We start from the raw sequence: 20,217 nt of genomic DNA, 5'->3' as shown, positions 1-20,217 counted from the left end.
ATGAAAAAAGTTGCGATTATTGGGGCCGGATTTGGCGGCTTGGCGCTGGCGATACGTTTGCAATCTGCTGGAATACAAACAGAAATTATCGAAGGACGGGATAAGCCGGGTGGCCGTGCATATTTTTGGGAAAAAGATGGTTTTATCTTTGATGGTGGGCCAACCGTTATTACTGACCCAAATTGTTTGACCCAATTATGGGATTTGACCGGCCATGACATGGCAAAAGATGTCACATTGGAGCCGGTTTTTCCATTTTATCGATTAAGTTGGCCCGATGGCACCAAATTTGACTATTCAAATGATGATACAGATTTGGAACGCGAAATTGCAAAATTAAACCCCGACGATGTTGCGGGATATCGGCAATTTTTAAAATATAGCAAAGGGGTGCATGATGAGGGATATGTCAAACTTGGCACAAAGGCATTTTTGAATTTTTCAACCATGATAAAGGCCGCCCCAGCATTGATGAAATATCAGGCATGGCGCAGCGTCTATTCAATTGTGTCCAGTTTTGTGAAAAATGAAAAATTGCGTGAGGCATTATCTTTTCACACATTATTAGTGGGCGGCAACCCCATGAAAACCAGCGCAATTTACGCGTTAATCCACAAATTGGAAAAAGATGGCGGCGTGTGGTTTGCCAAGGGCGGCACCAATAAACTAATCTCCGCAATGGTTACCCATTTTGAACGCATTGGCGGGACGTTAAGATTGGGCGATCCGGTCAAAAAAATCGAAATGGTTGACGGACGGGCCAGCGCGGTTTTGACACAAAGCGGATATCGAACAAATGTCGATGCCGTTGCCAGCAATGCCGATGTTATGCACAGCTATCGCGATTTATTGGGGCATGAGAAACGCGGGCAAAAAGCAGCAAAGGCGCTGGAAAAGAAACGTTACTCCCCCTCTCTTTTCGTGCTGCATTTTGGGTTAAAGGGCACATGGCCGGGCATTCCGCATCATAGTATTTTATTCGGCCCAAGATATAAGGGCTTATTGGACGATATTTATGATAATGGCGTCTTACCTAAGGATTTCTCAATTTATTTGCACCACCCCACGGTGACCGATCCGTCAATGGCGCCGGATGGATGTTCAACATTTTACGCGCTTGTCCCTGTCGCGCATCAGGGGGCATTGCCTGTCAATTGGGATGAAATCGGCCCGATTTTGGAAAAACGAATTTTTGATGAGCTTGGCAAACGCTTAATCCCGGACATTCACGAACGTATTGTCACCAAATTTCATTATAGCCCACAGGATTTTAGCGAAGATTTAAACGCTCATTTGGGCAGCGCATTCAGCCTAGAGCCGATTTTAACGCAAAGCGCGTGGTTTCGGGTGCATAACCGCGATGATCAGGTCGAAAATTATTATTTTGTGGGCGCAGGAACACATCCCGGCGCGGGTATTCCCGGCGTTGTGGGCAGCGCAAAGGCAACGGCGCAATTGATGATAGAGGATTTAAAATAATGAAAGCCATTGCAGTATATTGCGGTTCGGCCACGCCGCGTGATGAGGTTTACATAAATGCAGCGCGTCAGGTCGGCACATTATTGGCACAGCGCGGTATTACCGTGGTTTATGGTGGTGGCCGTTTGGGGTTGATGGGGGCGGTGGCTGACAGCGCGTTGGCAGCAGGCGGCAATGTTATTGGCGTGATACCAGAGGCATTGGTGAATAGCGAGGTCGCGCATCGCGGCTGCACCGAATTGCATATTGTGCCGGGCATGCATGAACGTAAAAAGGCATTTACCGATTTATCCGACGGTTTTATCAACCTGCCCGGCGGGGTCGGCACGATGGATGAATTGTGGGAAGCGGTAAGCTGGTCGCAACTTGGATATCATAGCAAGCCTGTTGGTTTGTTAAATATTGCGGGATATTATGATGAATTATTGAAATTCTATACGCATATGGCCGAAGTGGGCTTTGTCCGTCCGGCGCATAAGGATATTATTATTTCGTCGGGTCAATTGGACGATTTATTACAGAAAATGCAGGATTATGTACCGCATAAAAATATTTTTCAGATGAAGGCCGATGATTTATAATCGCGATTCCTTAATCCGTCATGCACAAAATAGCATTGCCAAAGGCAGCAAGAGCTTTGCCATGGCCAGCAGATTATTTGACCAAAAAACACGCGAACATGTGTGGTTATTATATGCATGGTGCCGCAAATGTGATGATCTTGCCGATGGGCAGGACCATGGCGGCGATATGGCCAAAATCACCGATGCGCAGACGCGATTGGAATATATTCGCGCCCTAACTACACAGGCATTTGCCGGACAACCCACTGGCGATCCGTCATTTGATGCCTTGGCATTGGTCGCGTCGGAAACCGGCATCACCGCGCAAATGGCCGATGCAGTGATTGACGGATTTGCCCTTGATGCCGCCGAATGGCGCCCCCGCGAAGAAGATGATATGCTGCAATATTGTTATCATGTGGCGGGCGCGGTTGGCGTGATGATGGCCGTGGTCATGGGTGTTTCACCCAATGACAGGGCGACATTGGACCGCGCATGTGATTTGGGAATGGCGTTTCAATTGGCCAATATTGCGCGCGATATAGAGGAAGATGACGCGGCAGGGCGTTGTTATTTGCCCATTATATGGTTGGTGGAAATGGATATTGAACCGGGCCAGCATATGAAACCGCATTATCGCCCTCGGCTTTCCATATTGGCCAGAAAATTATGCGACATGTCGGAACAATATGAACAATCGGCGCGTATTGGGGCGCAAAAACTACCCTTTCGTGCGCGTTGGGCAGTATTGGCCGCGGCGGGCATATATGGCGACATTGCGCGCAAAGTGCGCAGCGCAGGTGACCATGCATGGGATCATCGCATCTCCACCACCAAATTTGAAAAATTGCGCTGGTTAATTAAATCTTGTTATTCGGCATCAAATTTTTCGGCGGGGCATAATAATCCACCAATGCAGGACCGCAAGGGGCTGTGGACGCGGCCTTAAATATTATAATAATGCCTTTGCCCGTTCATTTAACCTTTGTATCGCGGATTGATGAATATCACGCGCAGAGGTGATTAACCCAAAATCAAGGGGATCGGGTTTATTATAAATAATCTCATCCCCCAAGGCGGTGGTGACTTTGCACCCTGCCTCTGCCGCGATTAAATGGGCGGCGGCAATATCCCATTCATTGCCCCAACGCAGCGTGGCGACAAGGTCTGCCTCATCATCAGCGACCATCGCCATGCGCAGCGCGATGCTATTTGGTTGGGGGACTAGGGTTAAATCCTGATCAATTTTGGGCAATTCATGTGCCGGAACGCGCGCACCGACAAATTCTTGCCTGTTGCTGCCATATAATCGCCGACCATTGCGCCATGCACCATGGCCGCGCCGTGCCATCCATATGTCGCCCATGGCAGGCGCATATAATATACCCATCATAACCGTGCCATCATGGATAAGGGCCGCTGAAACGCACCAGCCCCTGCGCCCACGAATATAATCGCGCGTGCCATCAATGGGATCAACAATCCACAGGGTTTTTTGTGTGACACGGCCCAAATTATCGGCGGTTTCTTCGGATAACCATCCCGCATCGGGTAATAAAGCGCCAAGTGATTTTTTTAATGCCTCATCAACTGCAATATCAACATCGCATACTGGATGCCCTTTGGATTTTTCCCAAATTTTGGCATTTGGCGGCGCATCTTGACGCCAATTTTGCATGGCAATATCACCTGCACCGCGCACCGCATGCACCATTAAATCAATGTCGATAATCGGCGGCATATCCGCGCGGTTAACCGGTGGCAACGGTCATGCCGTCCACCCTAATCGTTGGAACATTTAACGATCTTATCATCTCCAGATCATCCGCGACCATCATTTGGCGGAACATATCTTTTAAATTGCCTGCTATGGTAAATTCGCTAATCGGGTGGGAAATAACGCCATTTTCAATTAAAAAACCATTTGCCCCACGGCTATAATCACCTGTTACTGGATTAACGCCTTGCCCAACCAATTCGGTGATTAAAACACCCATTTTAACATCGGCCATTAAATCGGCCACACTGGTACTGCTGCTATTTAATGTCACATTGGATACTGATGTGCCGGGCGATCCGCTGACCCCCCTGCTGGCATGGCCTGTGGGGGCAAGGTTCAGCTGCGCCGCATCGGACACATTCATCAACCATCCGGTTAAACGGCCATTATCGATTAACTTTGCCGATTTTGTAGGCAGCCCTTCACTATCAAATGCACGCGAGGAAAGCCCACGTTTCAAATGTGGTTGTTCGATAATGTTGATTTGTGGCGCGAAAATTTCCTCACCCAAAAACTCTAACAGGAAACTGGTTTTGCGGGCAATGGATGCGCCGCTCATCGCGCCGATTAAATGACCGATTAAAGAGCCGCCAACTCGCGGGTCGAAAAATACGGGCATTGCCCCGCCCTTGAAATTTTTGGGGTTCAGCTTTGCCACTGCACGTTCACCCGCGCGGCGGCCCAATGTTTCGGCATCCTCCAAATCGGACAAATGACGCGCGGATCGCCATGCATAATCACGCTCCATATTATCGCCTGTTCCGGCAATGACACTGGCCGATAGATTATATCCGCTGGCCACGCGGCTGCCAATAAATCCATTGCTGGTGGCAAGGGCGAATATGGACCGCCCTGCGCTTGCTCCTGCGCCTTCGCTGTTTTCTACGCCGGATACCGAACGTGCGGCTTCTTCGGCCAATAGTGCCATTTCACGCAGCATAGCGGGTTCAGGATTTGCCCCATCATCGCTTTCAACATCAATGGGCGCGTCTTTTAATAACAGCTCCTTTGCCGCCAATCCGGCATATTTATCCTCTGGCGCTTCCTTGGCCATGGCAATGCAGCGCGCGACCATATTGGCCATGCTGTCGCTATCCATAGATGAAGATGATGTGGTGGCCGATCTTTTGCCCACAAAAACGCGCAGGCCAATATCCTGCCCCTCGGAACGCGACACATCCTCCAACTTACCCAATCGCATTGATACCGATGTGCTGGCATCGCAATAATAAACCGCATCGGCGGCATCTGCGCCTGCTTTTATTGCTTGTTGGACCAAATTATCGGCGCGGTCCTGCGCTTCTTTTGCTGTTAACATTATAACCGCTTAGAACGCTGTGTCCAAAGCGTCAATTGGCCGCGCTACTTTGAATAAATAATTTGGCAAATATCCTTGTTTAATATGTGCCATTATTGTGGTTAAAGCGCGGAAAATAACAACATCCATATAATGGGCAGGCCAATTGATAATGCCCATATTTTCATGCAGTCCTGCCGAAAAATGCTGTTTTTATCATGGCTAAATTCGGCATTATTTTCAATTTTCCGCCATTTGCTGTCAAAGCTATGGAATAATGGGATGACCAAGCCCACCAGAACCACCAACATAAAATAAGGGAAAATGGACATGCCGTCGCTTTTCAGCGTTTTGGTAACCAAAAAGATAAGCATCAATGTATAAATGACCAAGCCATAGGCCACATGGTCGCTTATTTTCTTGGTATAGCTTTTCTTTTCACCAATATGCATATTGGCCGCTTCACCATGTGCTGTTTCATTATGCGCCATCATCTTTGCCCCTCTTTTCTCCTAATTCAAAGGGTGGCAAATTAAATAGATAGAGTCAATTATCATATATATAGAGCGGCGCTCGCCCCTTATTGCAGGCCCAAAAATTTATGCGTTTGCATAGATAACCGCCATTTGGGATGTTGCTGAACAAATTCTATCGCGGCGGCCAAATTTGCCGCAACCTTATCTTTATTTCCGGCAGCATCATCCATTGGTTGGATTAAAAAATGGTCAAATGCCCAATTTTCCATGCCTTGCCAATTGGTGCCAATTTGTGGCCAGACCAATTTTAATTCATTGCCGCTTTGTTGGACCACATCGCTGCCATATTTTGGGCTGATACATACCCAATCAATGGCGGGATGCGCCGCGATAGTGCCGTTACTTTCCATGGTAATGGTAAAGCCGCGTTCATGCAAAGCATGGGTCAATGCATCATCAATTTGCAGCATCGGCTCACCGCCCGTTAAAACAACATATCGGTGCGCCGGATTTTCACCCCAAAGGGCCGCGACCTTATCGGCCAATGCATCGGCATGATATCGCCCACCATTTTCGCCATCCATGCCGATAAAGTCGGTGTCGCAAAATTGGCAAATGGCACTGGCGCGGTCTTTTTCCAAACCGCTCCATAAATTGCATCCGGCAAAGCGCAGAAAAACCGCCCGCCGTCCTGCATGTGCGCCCTCCCCCTGAAGGGTAAGGAATATTTCTTTGACGGCATAGCTCATCATCATGCCTTATTCTGCGGCATATTTTATATTATCGGACAGGCCCGCCTCGGCAAATCCTTTTTGCCGTAAACGGCAGCTATCACATGTGCCGCATGCGGCAAAATTGCCACTGGAAATTTCAACTGGGTCATAACATGACCAGCTCATCCCTGTATCAAGCTGTAACCGCGCTGCCTCTCCTGCTATATCGGCCTTGCTCATATGTAATAAGGGCGTGTGAATGGTAAATCCTTGACCTTGTTTATCCTTGCCCTCTACGCCGGCCTTGGTGGCCAAATTTGCCATGGTTTCAAAACTGGCGATAAATTCTGGACGGCAATCGGGATAGCCGGAATAATCCAGTGCATTTACCCCAATCCATAAATCACGTGCGCCCCGCGCCTCTGCCAAGCCAAGGCAGAGCGATAAAAATATCGTGTTTCGCGCGGGAACATAGGTGATGGGAATATCGCCCGAATCAATACCCTGTTTGGGGACGTCAATATCCGCGGTTAACGCGCTGCCGCCAAATTTGGTAAGGTCCAAGGGCAGGATAATATGTTCTATTGCGCCCAAATGCGCTGCAATTTTTTTTGCAGCTTCCAATTCAATACGGTGGCGTTGATTATAATCAATGGTCAGGGCAAGAATGTCATACCCCGCCTGTTTGGCAAGGCCCGCGACCACCATGGAATCTAGCCCGCCGGAAAGGAGGATTACTGCTTTTTCTTTGATGATATCTGCCAATTTAACACCGTTCTTCCTGCGCCAAAAATTTAATAAATATATCTTATATAAATATGATGCGCGTTTATCCAATTATGGGCCAAATATGGGCCAGTTATGGGTTCACATAAATATATATGGAACAAAAATAATGGAAAAGGAAAAGTTGGTGCACCCGGAGCGATTCGAACGCCCGGCCCCCAGATTCGTAGTCTGGTGCTCTATCCAGCTGAGCTACGGGTGCACTGGAAATGGGCCTTTACGTTCTGTGGACGCTGCTGGCAAGTCTTTTTCTTTATAAAAGGCCCATTTTTTGTAATTTATTTTATCCTAATCCATTTTTTTGGACATTTGACCCGTTTTTATGCGGGCCAAATATCCGGTTTAATGACATGATTCACCCCTTACGTAGCGCGGCCTGTGCGGCTGCCAATCGGGCAATTGGCACGCGATAGGGGGATGCAGATACATAATCCAAACCAACCTGTTCACAAAAAGCGATAGAGGCAGGATCGCCGCCATGTTCACCGCAAATGCCCAATTTAATATCGGGGCGAGTCGCGCGGCCTTTATTAACCGCAATTTCGATTAACTGGCCCACGCCCTCTATATCCAAGCTGACAAATGGGTCGCGGGCATAAATGCCCTTGTCCACATAATGGGTTAAGAATCGGGCTGCATCATCGCGGCTGACGCCCAATGTGGTTTGGGTAAGGTCATTTGTGCCAAAGGAGAAGAACGCCCCTTCCTCTGCAATTTCATCGGCCATCAATGCCGCACGGGGCAGCTCAATCATCGTGCCGACAAGATATTCAATGCGGTTACCACGTTCTTCAAAAACCTTTTCGGCGATTTGATTGACCAACGCCTTCATCATGGTCAATTCGCCCTTTGTCCCGACAAGGGGAATCATCACCTCTGGTATGGGGGCAGCGCCCTTTTCTGCAGCAACGTCAAGCGCGGCTTCAAAAATTGCCCGTGCCTGCATTTCATAAATTTCGGGAAAGGTAACACCCAAACGACAACCACGATGGCCAAGCATGGGGTTAAATTCGTGCAATTCATTGGCGCGTTGTTTCAACACATCAATACCCACTCCGGCGGCGCTGGCCACATCGGCAAATTCATTTTCCGCATGGGGCAAAAATTCATGCAATGGCGGATCAAGCAAGCGTATGGTAACGGGCAAACCGGTCATCACGCGGAAAATTTCGGTAAAATCACTGCGCTGTTCGGGCAATAATTTATCCAATGCGGCGCGGCGGCCCGCCTCATCATTGGCCAAAATCATCTGGCGAACGGCGGTAATCCGGCTTGCCTCGAAAAACATATGCTCGGTGCGGCAAAGCCCAATGCCCTGCGCGCCAAAATCGCGCGCGGTTTGGGCATCATGCGGGGTTTCGGCATTGGTGCGCACGGCCATGCGCCGTCCCTTATCCGCCCATTCCATCAATATACCAAAATCACCGACCAATTCGGGTTGAATGGTGGGGACTTCGCCCTCCATCACTTCGCCCGTTGTACCGTCAATGGTAATCATGTCACCATCATGATAAATTTTATCACCAATGCGCAGCGTCCCGGCCTTTGCATCAATTAACAAAGCACCCGCACCGGAAACACAGGGGCGGCCCATGCCGCGCGCCACAACGGCGGCGTGGCTGGTCATGCCGCCACGTGCGGTCAAAATACCCTTTGCAGCATGCATGCCGTGAATATCCTCTGGCGATGTTTCGGTGCGCACCAAAATAATGCTTTCGCCCATTTCCTTGCGCCGTTCCGCCGAATCGGCATCAAATGCAATATAACCCGATGCCGCACCTGGCGATGCGGGTAATCCCTTGGTCAGCACAATACGCTTTGCCTTGGGGTCAAGGGTAGGGTGCAATAATTGGTCCAGCGCCATGGGGTCAATGCGCAAAATAGCTTCATCCTCGGTGATTAATTTTTCGCCCACCATGTCAATGGCAATGCGCAATGCCGCCTTTGCGGTTCGTTTGCCCGAACGGGTTTGCAACATCCATAATTTGCCGCGTTCAACGGTAAATTCAATATCCTGCATATCGCGGTAATGCGCCTCTAACAGGTCGAAAACCTTGGCCAGCTCCGCATATATTTCGGGCATGGCCTCTTCCATGGAAAGCGGCTTTGCGCCCGCGGCTTCACGCGCAACTTTGGTTAAATATTGCGGCGTGCGAATGCCCGCCACCACATCTTCGCCCTGTGCATTGATTAAATATTCGCCATAATATGCATGTTCGCCCGATGATGGATCGCGGGTAAAGGCCACACCGGTTGCCGATGTGTCGCCCATATTGCCAAATACCATTGCCTGAACATTGACCGCCGTGCCCCAGCTTGCCGAAATATCGTTTAAGCGGCGATATACCCGCGCCCGTTCACATTCCCAGCTGCCAAATACGGCGGTGATTGCGCCCCATAATTGTTCATTTACATCTTGTGGAAACGGTTTGCCCCATTCTTCTTCGACGATTTTTTTGAAAATGCTGACCAGTTTTTTCCAATCATCCACCTGCATATCGGTGTCGTTAAAATAACCGGAATCTTCTTTGGCAATTTCCAATGCTTCTTCAAATAATCCATGGTCAAGGCCAAGAACAACATCGCAATACATTTGGATGAAACGGCGATAACTGTCCCATGCGAAGCGCGCATCGCCCGATGTTGCGGCCAATGCCTCCACCGTTTCATCATTCAGGCCAAGGTTAAGAACAGTGTCCATCATGCCGGGCATGGATACCCGCGCACCCGAACGCACCGAAACCAATAATGGACCATTGCCGACTTTGTTGGCATCGCCAAAATTTTTGCCCGTTACTTTTTCAATATGGGCAATACCGGCGGCAACTTCATCATTAACCGACGGCGGATAGCTTTCCCCTTCTTCATAATATCGTGCGCATAATTCGGTGGAAAGGGTAAATCCAGGGGGCACGGGCAGGCCAATTGACGCCATTTCGGCCAAATTTGCACCTTTGCCCCCAAGCAGGTTTTTATTTCCTTTTGCCGCGTCGCCACCATCGGCCACGCCGCCACCAAAACGATACATATATTGGGTCATGCCTATGTCATTCCTTTATTTAATATTACTCGTTTCCCCGGGGAGGAGATAATGTATTTTTGGCGACGGGGCTACCCCTCCACCTTGGAAAAATCGGCCACTTGATGCACAGCATCGCGGAAACGCAGCAATAGCGATAAGCGGAAATTTCGTATATTTTCATCCTCATCATTTACCATAACGGCATCAAAAAATGCATCTATAGGGCCGCGAAGGGTTGAAAGTGCGCTCATCGCATCGGCAAAGCGTTCTTCTTCAATTGCCGCTGCGGCCAATGGTTCGGCGGAGGCCAAAGCGGACAGCAAGGCTTTTTCTTGCTCTTTGGCATTTATTTCTGCCTGCGCGGAGATGGCGGTAGTTGATGCGGGGGCGTCGACCGCCTGTTTCAAAATATTGGCCGCGCGTTTATATCCGGCCAATAAATTGGACCCATTATAGGTTTCAACAAATGCCTGCAGGGCGCTGGCCCGTTTTAACACTATGTCTATCCTACCATCTGGTGTGGAGTTAATGTTGCGAGAAGCAGCGATGAAATCGGGAGGGAGTCCTTCGTCTCGCATCATAACTTCAAGGCGGTCAAAAATAAAATGTGGCACAGTTGTTATAACTTTTCGCCGATCAATTTCACTAGGAATCAACTCTATATTGGCCGTATGACCCAGCCAACCTAATGAGATTGTTGAACCAAAATGAAGTGTAATATCATTTTTTCTTATCAATAAAACCAAGGCAATGGCGGCTCTACGGAGCGCAAAAGGATCTTTAGAGCCTGTTGGGAATTCCTCTATATCGAAAAACGAACAAAGTGTATCCAGCTTATCGGCCAATGAAACAGCCACGGTCACGGGCGCGGTGGGCACATCATCATTTTGCCCCACGGGTTTATAATGGTCGCGAATGGCATTGCTTATTTCAATCGGCAATCCTTCTTTTTCGGCATAATATCCGCCCATTAACCCCTGTAATTCGGGAAATTCGCCCACCATTTCGGTGACCAAATCGGCCTTACATAATTTTGCGGCCTGTTCGGCCATATCGGGATCGGCGTTAATAATTTTTGCTTCGCATAACCAACGGGCCAGCCGCGCCACACGTTCCACCTTATCGGCGACTGTGCCCAATTTTTCATGGAAGGTAATACGCTGTAATTTTTTACCATGGTCGGCAAGCGTTGTTTTTTGGTCCAATTCCCAGAAAAATTTCGCATCGGAAAGCCGCGCGGCAAGCACCTTTTCATTGCCCGCCACTATTGCTTTGCCGCCATCATGCGCGGCAATATTTGCGGTGCAGATAAAGGCGTTGGTCAAATTGCCCGCCGCATCATTTACCACAAAATATTTTTGGTTCACCCGCGCGGTTAATTGAATAACCTCCGCCGGAACGTCAAGGAAGCTATCATCAAAACGGCCAAGTAAAGGCACAGGCCATTCGGTCAGGCCCGCATTTTCAATGACCAATCCTTCATCCTCTATCAACGACAGCCCCGCATCATTTGCGGCCTGTTTCGCGCCATCGCGGATGATATTTTGCCGTTCTTCATGGTCAATAATGACATGGGCATTGCGCAATTTTGCCGCATAATCATCCGCATTATCGATGATAATTTCACCCGATGAATGGAAACGATGGCCCATTGTTGTGCGGCCAGATGCTATGCCGTCCACATGACATTCGACAATATCATCACCAAATAAAGCGATAATGCCGGACAATGGCCGCACCCAACGCAGGCTTTGCGTGGACAGGCTATCTGCGCCCCACCGCATGGATTTGGGCCAGCTGAAACCTTTTATAATCGCGGGAATAGCCTCTGCCAAAACATCTTTGCATGGACGGCCAGCCTTATTGATTATAGCAAAATATGTCATGCGCCCTTTGACATCGCGCAATTCCAAATCACCGCGTTCCACGCCATTTTTGCGGCAGAAACCATCCAAAGCTGCATCGGGTGCACCCTGTGGCGGGCCTTTTGCTTCCTCGCTTATCGCGGCGGTTTCACGGGGCAGGCCGCGCGCGATTAAGGCAAGACGGCGCGGGGTGGAATATATGGTTATATTTTCCGCTTTTAATCCGGCATTGGCCATTTGCGCGTCAAATAATTTCTTTAATTCGGCCCTTGCCCCTGCCTGCATCCGCGCGGGGATTTCTTCACATCGAATTTCAAATAAGAAATTTGTCATGCGCCTTCTCCTGCATTGCCAGCGCCTGCATTGGATGTTTCGGCGGCTTCGCTCCAGCCATTTTTCTCCATCCATGCCACGCATGACCCCTTGGCCAGGTCGCGCACACGGCCCATATAGCTGGCCCGTTCCTGCACGCTGATCACGCCGCGCGCTTGCAACAGGTTGAAAATATGGCTGGCCTTAATTGCTTGTTCATATGCCGGAATGGGTAATTTTTTCTCCAAACATAATTCGCATTCCGCCGTGGCCTTTTTAAATGCGTCAAATAAGCGGTCGGTGTCGGCGACCTCAAAATTCCATGTGCTTTGTTGAACCTCATTTTCATGAAATACATCGCCATAGGTCATGCCGCCCTGTCCCTTGGGCAGGCCGTTAAAATCAAGGTCATAGACGCTGTCCACCCCTTGAATATACATGGCAAGCCGTTCAAGACCATAGGTCAATTCACCCGCCACGGGCTTACAATCAAAACCGCCCATTTGTTGGAAATATGTAAATTGTGTGACCTCCATCCCGTCACACCATATTTCCCAGCCAAGCCCCCATGCGCCAAGGGTTGGGCTTTCCCAATCATCCTCCACAAATCGGATATCATGCAGCATCGGGTCAATACCAATGGCGGCAAGGCTTTGTAAATAAAGCTCCTGAATATTGGGGGGGGAGGGTTTTAAGATAACCTGATATTGATAATAATGTTGCAGGCGATTGGGATTTTCACCGTAACGGCCATCGGTTGGGCGGCGGCATGGTTGAACAAATGCGGCGTTCCATTGATCCGGGCCAAGCGCACGTAAAGTTGTGGCGGGGTGAAACGTGCCCGCCCCCATTTCCATATCATGGGGTTGCAGGATGACACATCCTTGATCCGCCCAGAAACGGTGAAGAGTCAGGATCATATCCTGAAAATTAAGAGGATTTTTTTCGGTCAATTCCCGCATCCTTCGCACATGCAATATTTTTTTGACTGCATTGGCGCATGGCGGGGGGAAGGTCAACCCAGATGAACCAGATAGAAGGGCGATTTGGCAAATATTTTTGCCAAACTGTGACCTTTTATCCTCCATTTGCCATTTTGATGTGAAGTAAAGTCATGCAAAACTGCCAAAATGTAAGGCATGCATATTTTTATGTAATGCATGCTTGACATTATCAATTAAGCGCGACATAAAGTAAGGGAAAGCTGACATGGTGCCAGCTTTTAATGAAGGCGAGTGAGATGGATTTTATGAAAAATAAATTAAAGGTCCTTCGCGCGATGAATGATTGGAGCCAGGCAGAGCTTGGTCAGCATTTGGATGTGTCGCGGCAGGCGGTAAATGCGATTGAAACGGGCAAATATGATCCCTCCTTACCATTGGCGTTTAAAATTGCGCGATTATTTGACATGAAAATCGAAGAAATTTTTGACGATGAATTTATGGGGGAAGGCGCATGAGCAAGGGGAAAAATATATTGACCAATAAAGAAAAACTTAACCGCAATATTTTGATTATTTGCGGCATATTTGGCGCGATTATTGGTGTGGTTTTGGTGTTGTTACGCCCAGATGAAGATATGGGCAGTTTTTCGATATTCAGCAGCGCCGCCATCGCCGCGCCAATTGCCATTGCACTGGCGATATTTTGGGCGGTAATCATGCCGATTATTGCGTTTTACTGGCACAAAAATGCAGTGGATGAGCAAGAAGCCCATGCCTATCGTGATGGGGCATATTATGCAGCCTATGCCTATATTATCGGTGCGCCGACATGGTGGATTTTATGGCGCGGGGGCATGATGGGTGAACCCAATGGGTTTGTCATTTTTATGGCGTTTAACTTTATTTGGGTCATCACTTGGATGTGGAAAAAATATTTATAATCAAATAATAATCAGGCCATAAAGAATTTAGGAATAGAGGATTAAATATGAATATCATGAAAAAAACATTGTTCATGGGCGGCGCGGCATTATCCGCTTTGCTATATGCGCCCATCGCATTTGCCCAAGATACGCAAGATGCAGATGTGAATATATCTGCGCAAAAATCCGCCGATGCGATAAAAGCAATGGGCGATACAGAGGCATTATTGCCAGAGGTGAAAAAGATTGATGCCGACCCCGCCCTGTGGGTAGTAAAGGATGAAGATACGACCATATATTTATTTGGCACAATCCATTTACTGAAACCTGAATTGGATTGGTTTAATGATGAAATCCGCACGGCATATGATAAATCGGACGAGCTGGTCATTGAAATGATTGAACCATCACAAGAAGAGATGATTGCGCAATCCACCAAATTGATGATTGATAGCAGCGGCAAGAGCCTGCGTGATAAAATGACGCCGCAGCAGCGTAAGATTTATACTGAGGCGATGGCGGATATTGGCCTGCCGGAAAATGCGTTGGACCCCATTCGGCCATGGGCCGCGGGTGTGCAAACACAGGTGATGTTAATGACAAAAGGTGGATTTGACCCCAATAGCGGCGCGGATAAAATAATCACCAAACAAGCCGAAAGGGATGGCAAGCCCATATTGGGTTTGGAAACCATGGGTTATCAGTTGAGCATTATAAGTTCTGGGGATGAAGAAAAGCATATTCAATTTTTGGTAGAAGGGTTGAAGGACCGCGACAAGGTGGTTCCTGAATTAAATAAAATGGTCGATGGTTGGGCATCTGGTGATCAGAAAAAATTAAATGAAACATTGGTATTGCCAATGGAATCCGCCGAATATAAAATATTTTTCGAGCGTGTGTTTAAGGAAAGAAACATCAATTGGGCGGCATGGCTGGATGCGCGGATGGACCGCCCCGGCACGGTTTTTGTGGCTGTTGGCGCGGGGCATTTGGTTGGTGATGAAAGCGTGCAAAATCATTTGGCTGAATATGGCCATCAATCAAAATTGGTCACAAACTAAATTTTAAACAAATCTCTTTTATATTAAATGGGGCCCGCCATATATGATGGTGGGCTCCATTTTTTTGCCCCTTAACTAATTATAGAAAATGACCATATCCATTTTATGAATAAAAAACGCATCCTTATCATATTATCTATGATTATCGCCATATTCGCAGTCGCATATTATGCATGGTCTTCTTATGCTGTGCCAAAAGAAGAAATGGTCGCGGGCAACCGAAGCGGCACGCCTGCTTTATGGAAAATAAGTCATAAGGATGATGATAAAGCCGGGCATGCTTATTTGTTTGGCACGGTCCATTTATTACCCGATGGGATAAATTGGCGCAGCGCATCAATTGAACAGGCAATGGAGGATAGCGACATATTATATGTGGAGGTTGTCGGGTTGGAAGATACCGATAAAGTCGCCAAAATATTTACCGAAATGGGGATTAAAAAGGGCCTGCCCCCGATTGAAAAACGCATTGACCCAAAATTAAAACCAAAATTTGATATGGCGATGAAGGATGTGCCCGTCCCAGCCTTTGTTTTGGATAATATGAAAAGCTGGACCGCAGCATTAACCATTGCCTCGGCATCCAGTGCGAAATTGGGTTTGAAACAGGATCAGGGCGTGGACCATATTTTAATCGCGCAATTCACATCGCAGCAAAAACCCATAATGGGATTGGAAAAATTGGAGGAACAATTTGGCTTTTTCGATTCGCTGAATGAGGAAAAACAACGCGAAATGTTGAATAGCGTGCTTTCCGGAACGGGAAAATCGCGCGAGGGGTTTGAAAAATTAATGACCGCATGGTTAAAGGGCGATGTGAGCGGCCTGTTGTCAGAAAAAGGCGACGACATGCTGTCCGTCCCCGAAATTCGTGAAAAATTGCTGGACGGACGCAACCGCAACTGGGTCAATATTTTGGATAAGCAGTTGCAGAATAATCAAAAAATCTTTGTTGGCGTGGGCGCGGCACATTTGGCGGGGGATAAAGGCGTGGTTCAATTATTGGCCGATAAGGGATATAAGGTGGAACGGGTGCAATAATTTATTGGCCATCGCCGACACCGCAATTTCTTAATATATAAAATCCTTGTTTTTTGGGTGTAATGCAGCTATTGGCCGCAGCTTGCCATTTTTGGTCATCCCTGGAGGCGAAAAGGCAACATAAACTTATTTGGAGAATTATTATGAGCGATCAACTGACTTTGTCGGCTGAACTACGCGAGCGGGCTGGCAAGGGAGCCTCCCGTGCATTGCGTAACGAAGGCCGTGTTCCTGCCGTTATTTATGGCGATAAAAAAGAAGCCGTGGCAATCCATGTCGAAGAAAAAGCCTTGGTCAAATTATTGATGACCGGCCAATTTACCAACAGTACCGTTGAATTAACGGTTAATGGTAAAACCGAAATTACATTGCCAAAGGATGTTGCTTTTCATCCGGTCACTGATCGCCCCTTGCATGTTGACTTTTTCCGCCTTGCAAAAGGCGCGACAGTTAATGTTGAAATTCCTGTGCACTTCATCAATGAAGAAGAAGCACCAGGTTTGAAACGTGGCGGCGTGTTGAACATTGTTCGTCATGAGGTTGAGTTGATTTGCGACGCAACCAAAATTCCAGAATTTATCGAATTGGATCTTACCGGTTTTGATATTGGTGACAGCATCCATATCAGCGAAGTTAAATTGCCTAAGGGTACGCAAAATGCGATTACCGATCGCGACTTTACCGTTGCCACAATCGTTGCACCATCTGCATTGAAATCAGAAGGCGAAGATGAAGGCGAAGCTGAAGTAGTTGAAGCTGCGCCAGCAGCCGAAGGCGATAAAGCCGAAGATTAATCTTTACCGATTAAATTTTTTGGGCCGACTTACCAGTTGATCAATTATTGATTGGCGGTAAGATCGGCCCTTATCATATGTAAATATTGTTTTTTGGGGGTATATCATGCAAATTTGGGTCGGGCTGGGCAATCCGGGGCCTTCCTATGCGATGAACCGCCACAATGTCGGTTTCATGGTGGCTGATATTATCGCCGAATTTTATAATTTTCCCGCGCCATCAAAAAAATTCCTTGGTTGGGCACAGGAAGGACGCATTGGGAATGAAAAAATCCTATTGTTAAAACCCGCCACTTTCATGAATGAAAGCGGGCGAAGCGTTCGTGCCGCCATGGATTTTTATAAATTAACCCCCGCCGATGTGACAATTTTTTATGATGAGCTGGACCTTGCCACATTTAAGGTAAAGGTGCGTATGGGCGGCGGTGCGGCGGGGCATAATGGTATTCGTTCCACCATCGCGCATATTGGGCCGGATTTCCGCCGTGTTCGCATTGGCATTGGCCATCCGGGCGACAAAAAACGTGTGTCGGGATATGTTTTGGGTAATTATGCCAAGGCGGAAATGGACGGACTTGCCGATTTATTGGGCGCATTGGGGGCGGAGGCCGAATGGCTGGCCAAGGGGGATGATGTGCGTTTTATGAACGACATTGCCATGCGGATGCAGGATTGATTTTTTTGAAAAATGGCTTTTTATAATGTAAAATAATGCGGAATATAGGATAGGATATATCAATAAATAAATGCTATAATTAAGAAATTCATATAGAAACAAAATTGATGACACCATCTCGCAAATATTTATATGCCGTAATGTGCGCCGCCTTTGCGGTGATGATGGGCGCAATATCCATGCATATTTTGGGTATAAATCCGATGCGGGAGGCCGCGCATTTTTTGGGTATTGCGGCGGGCGCTTTAATTGGTTTATTTTTCCTGCGGATTAAATTAACGAATAAAGTCCGTAAAATGGTGCAAATGGCGGTGATTTTATTGCTGGTCCTGTCACTGCCCAGCCCGGGGGTGGATGGGGTGCATCGTTGGATTGACACCGGCATGCTGCACTGGAATGTCGCGGCGTTAATGCTGCCCATTTTATTGGCATTATGGGTTTTGCCGTTAAAATATCAATTATTACAGATATGGACCGCGCTGGCCATTATGGCGATTTTGGTGGTGCAACCCGACGCATCACAGGCAAGTGCATTTGGCGCGGCAATATTGGCCCTTCGTTTCACCCATTGGCGCGGCCAATCCAAATTTATAATATTGGCGATCATATTATTTATTATTGCAGCATGGATGCGTCATGACCCGTTAAAACCAGTGTTGGAGGTAGAGGAAATTTTATTTCGCACATGGGATATTTTGCCCATATTGGCGGTGATGGGATGGATTTCATTGGCGGTGACGGCGATGTGCCCCCTATATTTTATTGCCCAAGAAAATCGTAAAAATGCTGCGCCATTGGCGATATATTTTGCTATCATTGCTCTGATGCCTATTTTTGGGGCATATCCTTTTCCGCTTATCGGCTATGGATTCAGCTTTCCCATTGGCTTTTGTGTCGCTATGGCAATTTTAATAAATCAAGATAATGCGTCAAAGGATGCTTTGACCGAATAGGAATAATTTTATGGGTTTTAAATGTGGTATTGTGGGCTTACCAAATGTGGGCAAGTCCACGCTTTTTAATGCGTTGACCGATACGCAAAGCGCACAGGCGGCAAATTATCCATTTTGCACCATCGAACCAAATGTTGGCAATGTGTCCGTGCCGGATGATCGTTTGAACAAATTGGCAGCAATTGCGGGCAGTGCAAAAATCATCCCTACCCAGCTTGCCTTTGTGGATATTGCCGGATTGGTGCGCGGCGCGTCAAAGGGTGAGGGGTTGGGCAACCAATTTTTGGGCAATATTCGTGAAGTGGACGCGATTGTCCATGTGCTGCGTTGTTTTGAAAATGACGATATTCAACATGTCGATAATCATGTTGACCCCGTTGCGGACGCGGAGACAGTGGAAACCGAATTATTGCTTTCCGATTTAGAAAGCCTGGAAAAACGTGTTCCAGCCTTTATTAAAAAAGGGCAACAGGGCGATAAAGAAGCAAAAGCAGCGGCCAGCGTGTTGGGTCAAACATTGGAATTATTACGCGAGGGTAAGCCCGCGCGTCTGACCGTGCCGGGCGATGATGAGGAGGCGCGTATTTTTGCCCAAGCCCAATTATTGACCAGTAAGCCCGTATTATATGTATGCAATGTGGGCGAAGAGGATGCGGCAACGGGCAATGAATATAGCGCAAAGGTCGCCGAAAAGGCAAAGGCAGACGGCGCGAATAGCGTGGTGGTTTCCGCCGCGATTGAGGCGGATTTGGTCGGTATGGAGTTGGAGGAAAGAATGGAATTTCTATCCGATCTTGGCCTGACCGAAACGGGGTTAAGCCGTGTTATCCGGTCGGGATATGATTTATTGCATCTTATCACATTTTTCACCGTCGGCCCAAAAGAAGCCCGCGCATGGACGGTGGAGGTGGGTAGCAAAGGCCCGCAGGCAGCAGGTGAAATTCACAGCGATTTTGAACGCGGATTTATTCGCGCCGAAACCATTGCCTATGATGATTATATTGCATGCAATGGGGAAAGCGGCGCGCGCGATGCAGGCAAATTACGTCAAGAGGGCAAGGAATATGTGGTAAAGGATGGAGACGTCCTGCATTTCAAATTCAACGTATAAATTACCCAGAATCTGGCATTTTAACATTGATAAAAATAAGGGGTCGGACATTAAAATCCGGCCCCTTTCATTATATTTTATTGACCAGCGACTAAGCCCATTTCACCGGCGCAGCTTTTCATGGCGGTCATGGCTTCTTCTTCGGATGGCAATAACATTTCGTCCTCTGCCTTGCCTTCTTTTAACTTATCCAATGTGCAGTTGCATGCCTTGCTGGCTATTTCTTGAGGTGCGCCCTTTTGTGTGGCACCGCCGACGCATTCTTCGACAAATTTTTTGTCAAATTCGCTGTTAAAGGATTCTTTAAAAGACCCACATGCGGTCAATGTAAATAATGTTCCCGCCGTCAGTGCGATGAAAGATAATTTCACGTCCATACTCCTTGCAATATATTTCCATTATGTTTTAATAATTACAATAGC

20 protein-coding genes and 1 tRNA gene are annotated in these 20,217 nt (G+C 47.7%); 11 read left to right on the top strand and 10 right to left on the bottom strand.

What is annotated here, in order from left to right:
• From LPB140_RS00875 to LPB140_RS00865, 3 genes are read left to right on the top strand one after another with little or no spacing between them, the layout of a single operon-like run.
• Positions 1 to 1,479, top strand: a complete 1,479-nt coding sequence (locus LPB140_RS00875; protein ID WP_072558273.1) for a phytoene desaturase — start codon at positions 1 to 3, stop codon at positions 1,477 to 1,479.
• Positions 1,479 to 2,060, top strand: a complete 582-nt coding sequence (locus LPB140_RS00870; RefSeq protein ID WP_072558272.1) for an LOG family protein — start codon at positions 1,479 to 1,481, stop codon at positions 2,058 to 2,060. The genes LPB140_RS00875 and LPB140_RS00870 overlap by 1 nt, the downstream gene beginning before the upstream one ends.
• Entirely contained in the window at positions 2,050 to 2,991 is a 942-nt protein-coding gene (locus LPB140_RS00865; protein ID WP_072558271.1) for a phytoene/squalene synthase family protein, read from the top strand. The genes LPB140_RS00870 and LPB140_RS00865 overlap by 11 nt, the downstream gene beginning before the upstream one ends.
• A 3-nt stretch (positions 2,992 to 2,994) precedes the next feature.
• Here the strand turns inward: LPB140_RS00865 and LPB140_RS00860 are convergent, their stop codons facing one another.
• The 9 genes from LPB140_RS00860 to LPB140_RS00820 form a co-directional block, all read right to left on the bottom strand.
• Positions 2,995 to 3,783, bottom strand: a complete 789-nt coding sequence (locus tag LPB140_RS00860) for a 3'(2'),5'-bisphosphate nucleotidase CysQ (RefSeq protein ID WP_418346550.1) — start codon at positions 3,781 to 3,783, stop codon at positions 2,995 to 2,997.
• Positions 3,784 to 3,793: 10 nt separating this feature from the next.
• Positions 3,794 to 5,140: a TldD/PmbA family protein gene (locus LPB140_RS00855; protein WP_072558270.1), complete on the bottom strand. Its 1,347-nt coding sequence runs from the start codon at positions 5,138 to 5,140 to the stop codon at positions 3,794 to 3,796.
• Between the two features lie 101 nt (positions 5,141 to 5,241).
• Entirely contained in the window at positions 5,242 to 5,613 is a 372-nt protein-coding gene (locus LPB140_RS00850) for a hypothetical protein (RefSeq protein WP_072558269.1), read from the bottom strand.
• An 86-nt stretch (positions 5,614 to 5,699) separates the two neighbouring features.
• Entirely contained in the window at positions 5,700 to 6,344 is a 645-nt protein-coding gene (queE, locus tag LPB140_RS00845; protein WP_072560083.1) for a 7-carboxy-7-deazaguanine synthase, read from the bottom strand.
• Between the two features lie 9 nt (positions 6,345 to 6,353).
• The gene (queC, locus tag LPB140_RS00840; protein ID WP_072560082.1) at positions 6,354 to 7,073 is read right to left on the bottom strand and encodes a 7-cyano-7-deazaguanine synthase QueC; all 720 of its coding nucleotides are present in this window, start codon (positions 7,071 to 7,073) and stop codon (positions 6,354 to 6,356) included.
• Positions 7,074 to 7,219: 146 nt separating this feature from the next.
• Positions 7,220 to 7,296, bottom strand: a tRNA-Arg gene (locus LPB140_RS00835).
• A gap of 153 nt (positions 7,297 to 7,449) precedes the next feature.
• Entirely contained in the window at positions 7,450 to 10,134 is a 2,685-nt protein-coding gene (ppdK, locus tag LPB140_RS00830) for a pyruvate, phosphate dikinase (RefSeq protein ID WP_072558268.1), read from the bottom strand.
• A 71-nt stretch (positions 10,135 to 10,205) separates the two neighbouring features.
• Positions 10,206 to 12,314, bottom strand: coding sequence for a glycine--tRNA ligase subunit beta (gene glyS, locus LPB140_RS00825; RefSeq protein WP_072558267.1), 2,109 nt, complete (start codon positions 12,312 to 12,314; stop codon positions 10,206 to 10,208).
• Positions 12,311 to 13,213 (bottom strand): glycine--tRNA ligase subunit alpha, encoded by a 903-nt coding sequence (locus tag LPB140_RS00820; protein ID WP_072560081.1) that lies wholly within the window; start codon positions 13,211 to 13,213, stop codon positions 12,311 to 12,313. The genes glyS and LPB140_RS00820 overlap by 4 nt, the downstream gene beginning before the upstream one ends.
• Positions 13,214 to 13,542: 329 nt before the next feature.
• Between LPB140_RS00820 and LPB140_RS00815 the strand changes: the two genes are divergently transcribed.
• From LPB140_RS00815 to ychF, 8 genes are all read left to right on the top strand, one after another.
• Complete coding sequence (locus LPB140_RS00815) at positions 13,543 to 13,752, top strand: helix-turn-helix transcriptional regulator (protein WP_072560080.1); 210 nt, start codon at positions 13,543 to 13,545, stop codon at positions 13,750 to 13,752.
• Complete coding sequence (locus tag LPB140_RS00810) at positions 13,749 to 14,177, top strand: hypothetical protein (protein ID WP_072558266.1); 429 nt, start codon at positions 13,749 to 13,751, stop codon at positions 14,175 to 14,177. Before LPB140_RS00815 ends, LPB140_RS00810 begins: the two co-directional genes overlap by 4 nt.
• A 47-nt stretch (positions 14,178 to 14,224) precedes the next feature.
• Positions 14,225 to 15,220, top strand: coding sequence for a TraB/GumN family protein (locus LPB140_RS00805; protein ID WP_072558265.1), 996 nt, complete (start codon positions 14,225 to 14,227; stop codon positions 15,218 to 15,220).
• A gap of 105 nt (positions 15,221 to 15,325) precedes the next feature.
• Positions 15,326 to 16,261, top strand: coding sequence for a TraB/GumN family protein (locus LPB140_RS00800; protein WP_072558264.1), 936 nt, complete (start codon positions 15,326 to 15,328; stop codon positions 16,259 to 16,261).
• A gap of 143 nt (positions 16,262 to 16,404) precedes the next feature.
• A complete protein-coding gene (locus LPB140_RS00795; protein WP_072558263.1) occupies positions 16,405 to 17,055 on the top strand; it encodes a 50S ribosomal protein L25/general stress protein Ctc in 651 nt (216 codons plus the stop codon).
• A 106-nt stretch (positions 17,056 to 17,161) separates the two neighbouring features.
• The gene (pth, locus tag LPB140_RS00790) at positions 17,162 to 17,731 is read left to right on the top strand and encodes an aminoacyl-tRNA hydrolase (protein WP_072558262.1); all 570 of its coding nucleotides are present in this window, start codon (positions 17,162 to 17,164) and stop codon (positions 17,729 to 17,731) included.
• 107 nt (positions 17,732 to 17,838) lie between these two features.
• Positions 17,839 to 18,684 (top strand): hypothetical protein, encoded by an 846-nt coding sequence (locus tag LPB140_RS00785; RefSeq protein ID WP_156874082.1) that lies wholly within the window; start codon positions 17,839 to 17,841, stop codon positions 18,682 to 18,684.
• Positions 18,685 to 18,694: 10 nt separating this feature from the next.
• Positions 18,695 to 19,795 (top strand): redox-regulated ATPase YchF, encoded by a 1,101-nt coding sequence (gene ychF, locus LPB140_RS00780; RefSeq protein ID WP_072558260.1) that lies wholly within the window; start codon positions 18,695 to 18,697, stop codon positions 19,793 to 19,795.
• Positions 19,796 to 19,872: 77 nt separating this feature from the next.
• Here ychF and LPB140_RS00775 read toward each other — a convergent pair whose 3' ends face one another.
• Positions 19,873 to 20,166 (bottom strand): hypothetical protein, encoded by a 294-nt coding sequence (locus tag LPB140_RS00775; protein ID WP_156874081.1) that lies wholly within the window; start codon positions 20,164 to 20,166, stop codon positions 19,873 to 19,875.
• Positions 20,167 to 20,217: the final 51 nt, after the last annotated feature.

It is taken from the genome of Sphingorhabdus lutea (assembly GCF_001889025.1).
GTDB lineage: Bacteria > Pseudomonadota > Alphaproteobacteria > Sphingomonadales > Sphingomonadaceae > Sphingorhabdus_B > Sphingorhabdus_B lutea.
Note: the sequence above shows the minus strand (reverse complement) of the source record. Positions and strands in the feature narration are given on the sequence as shown.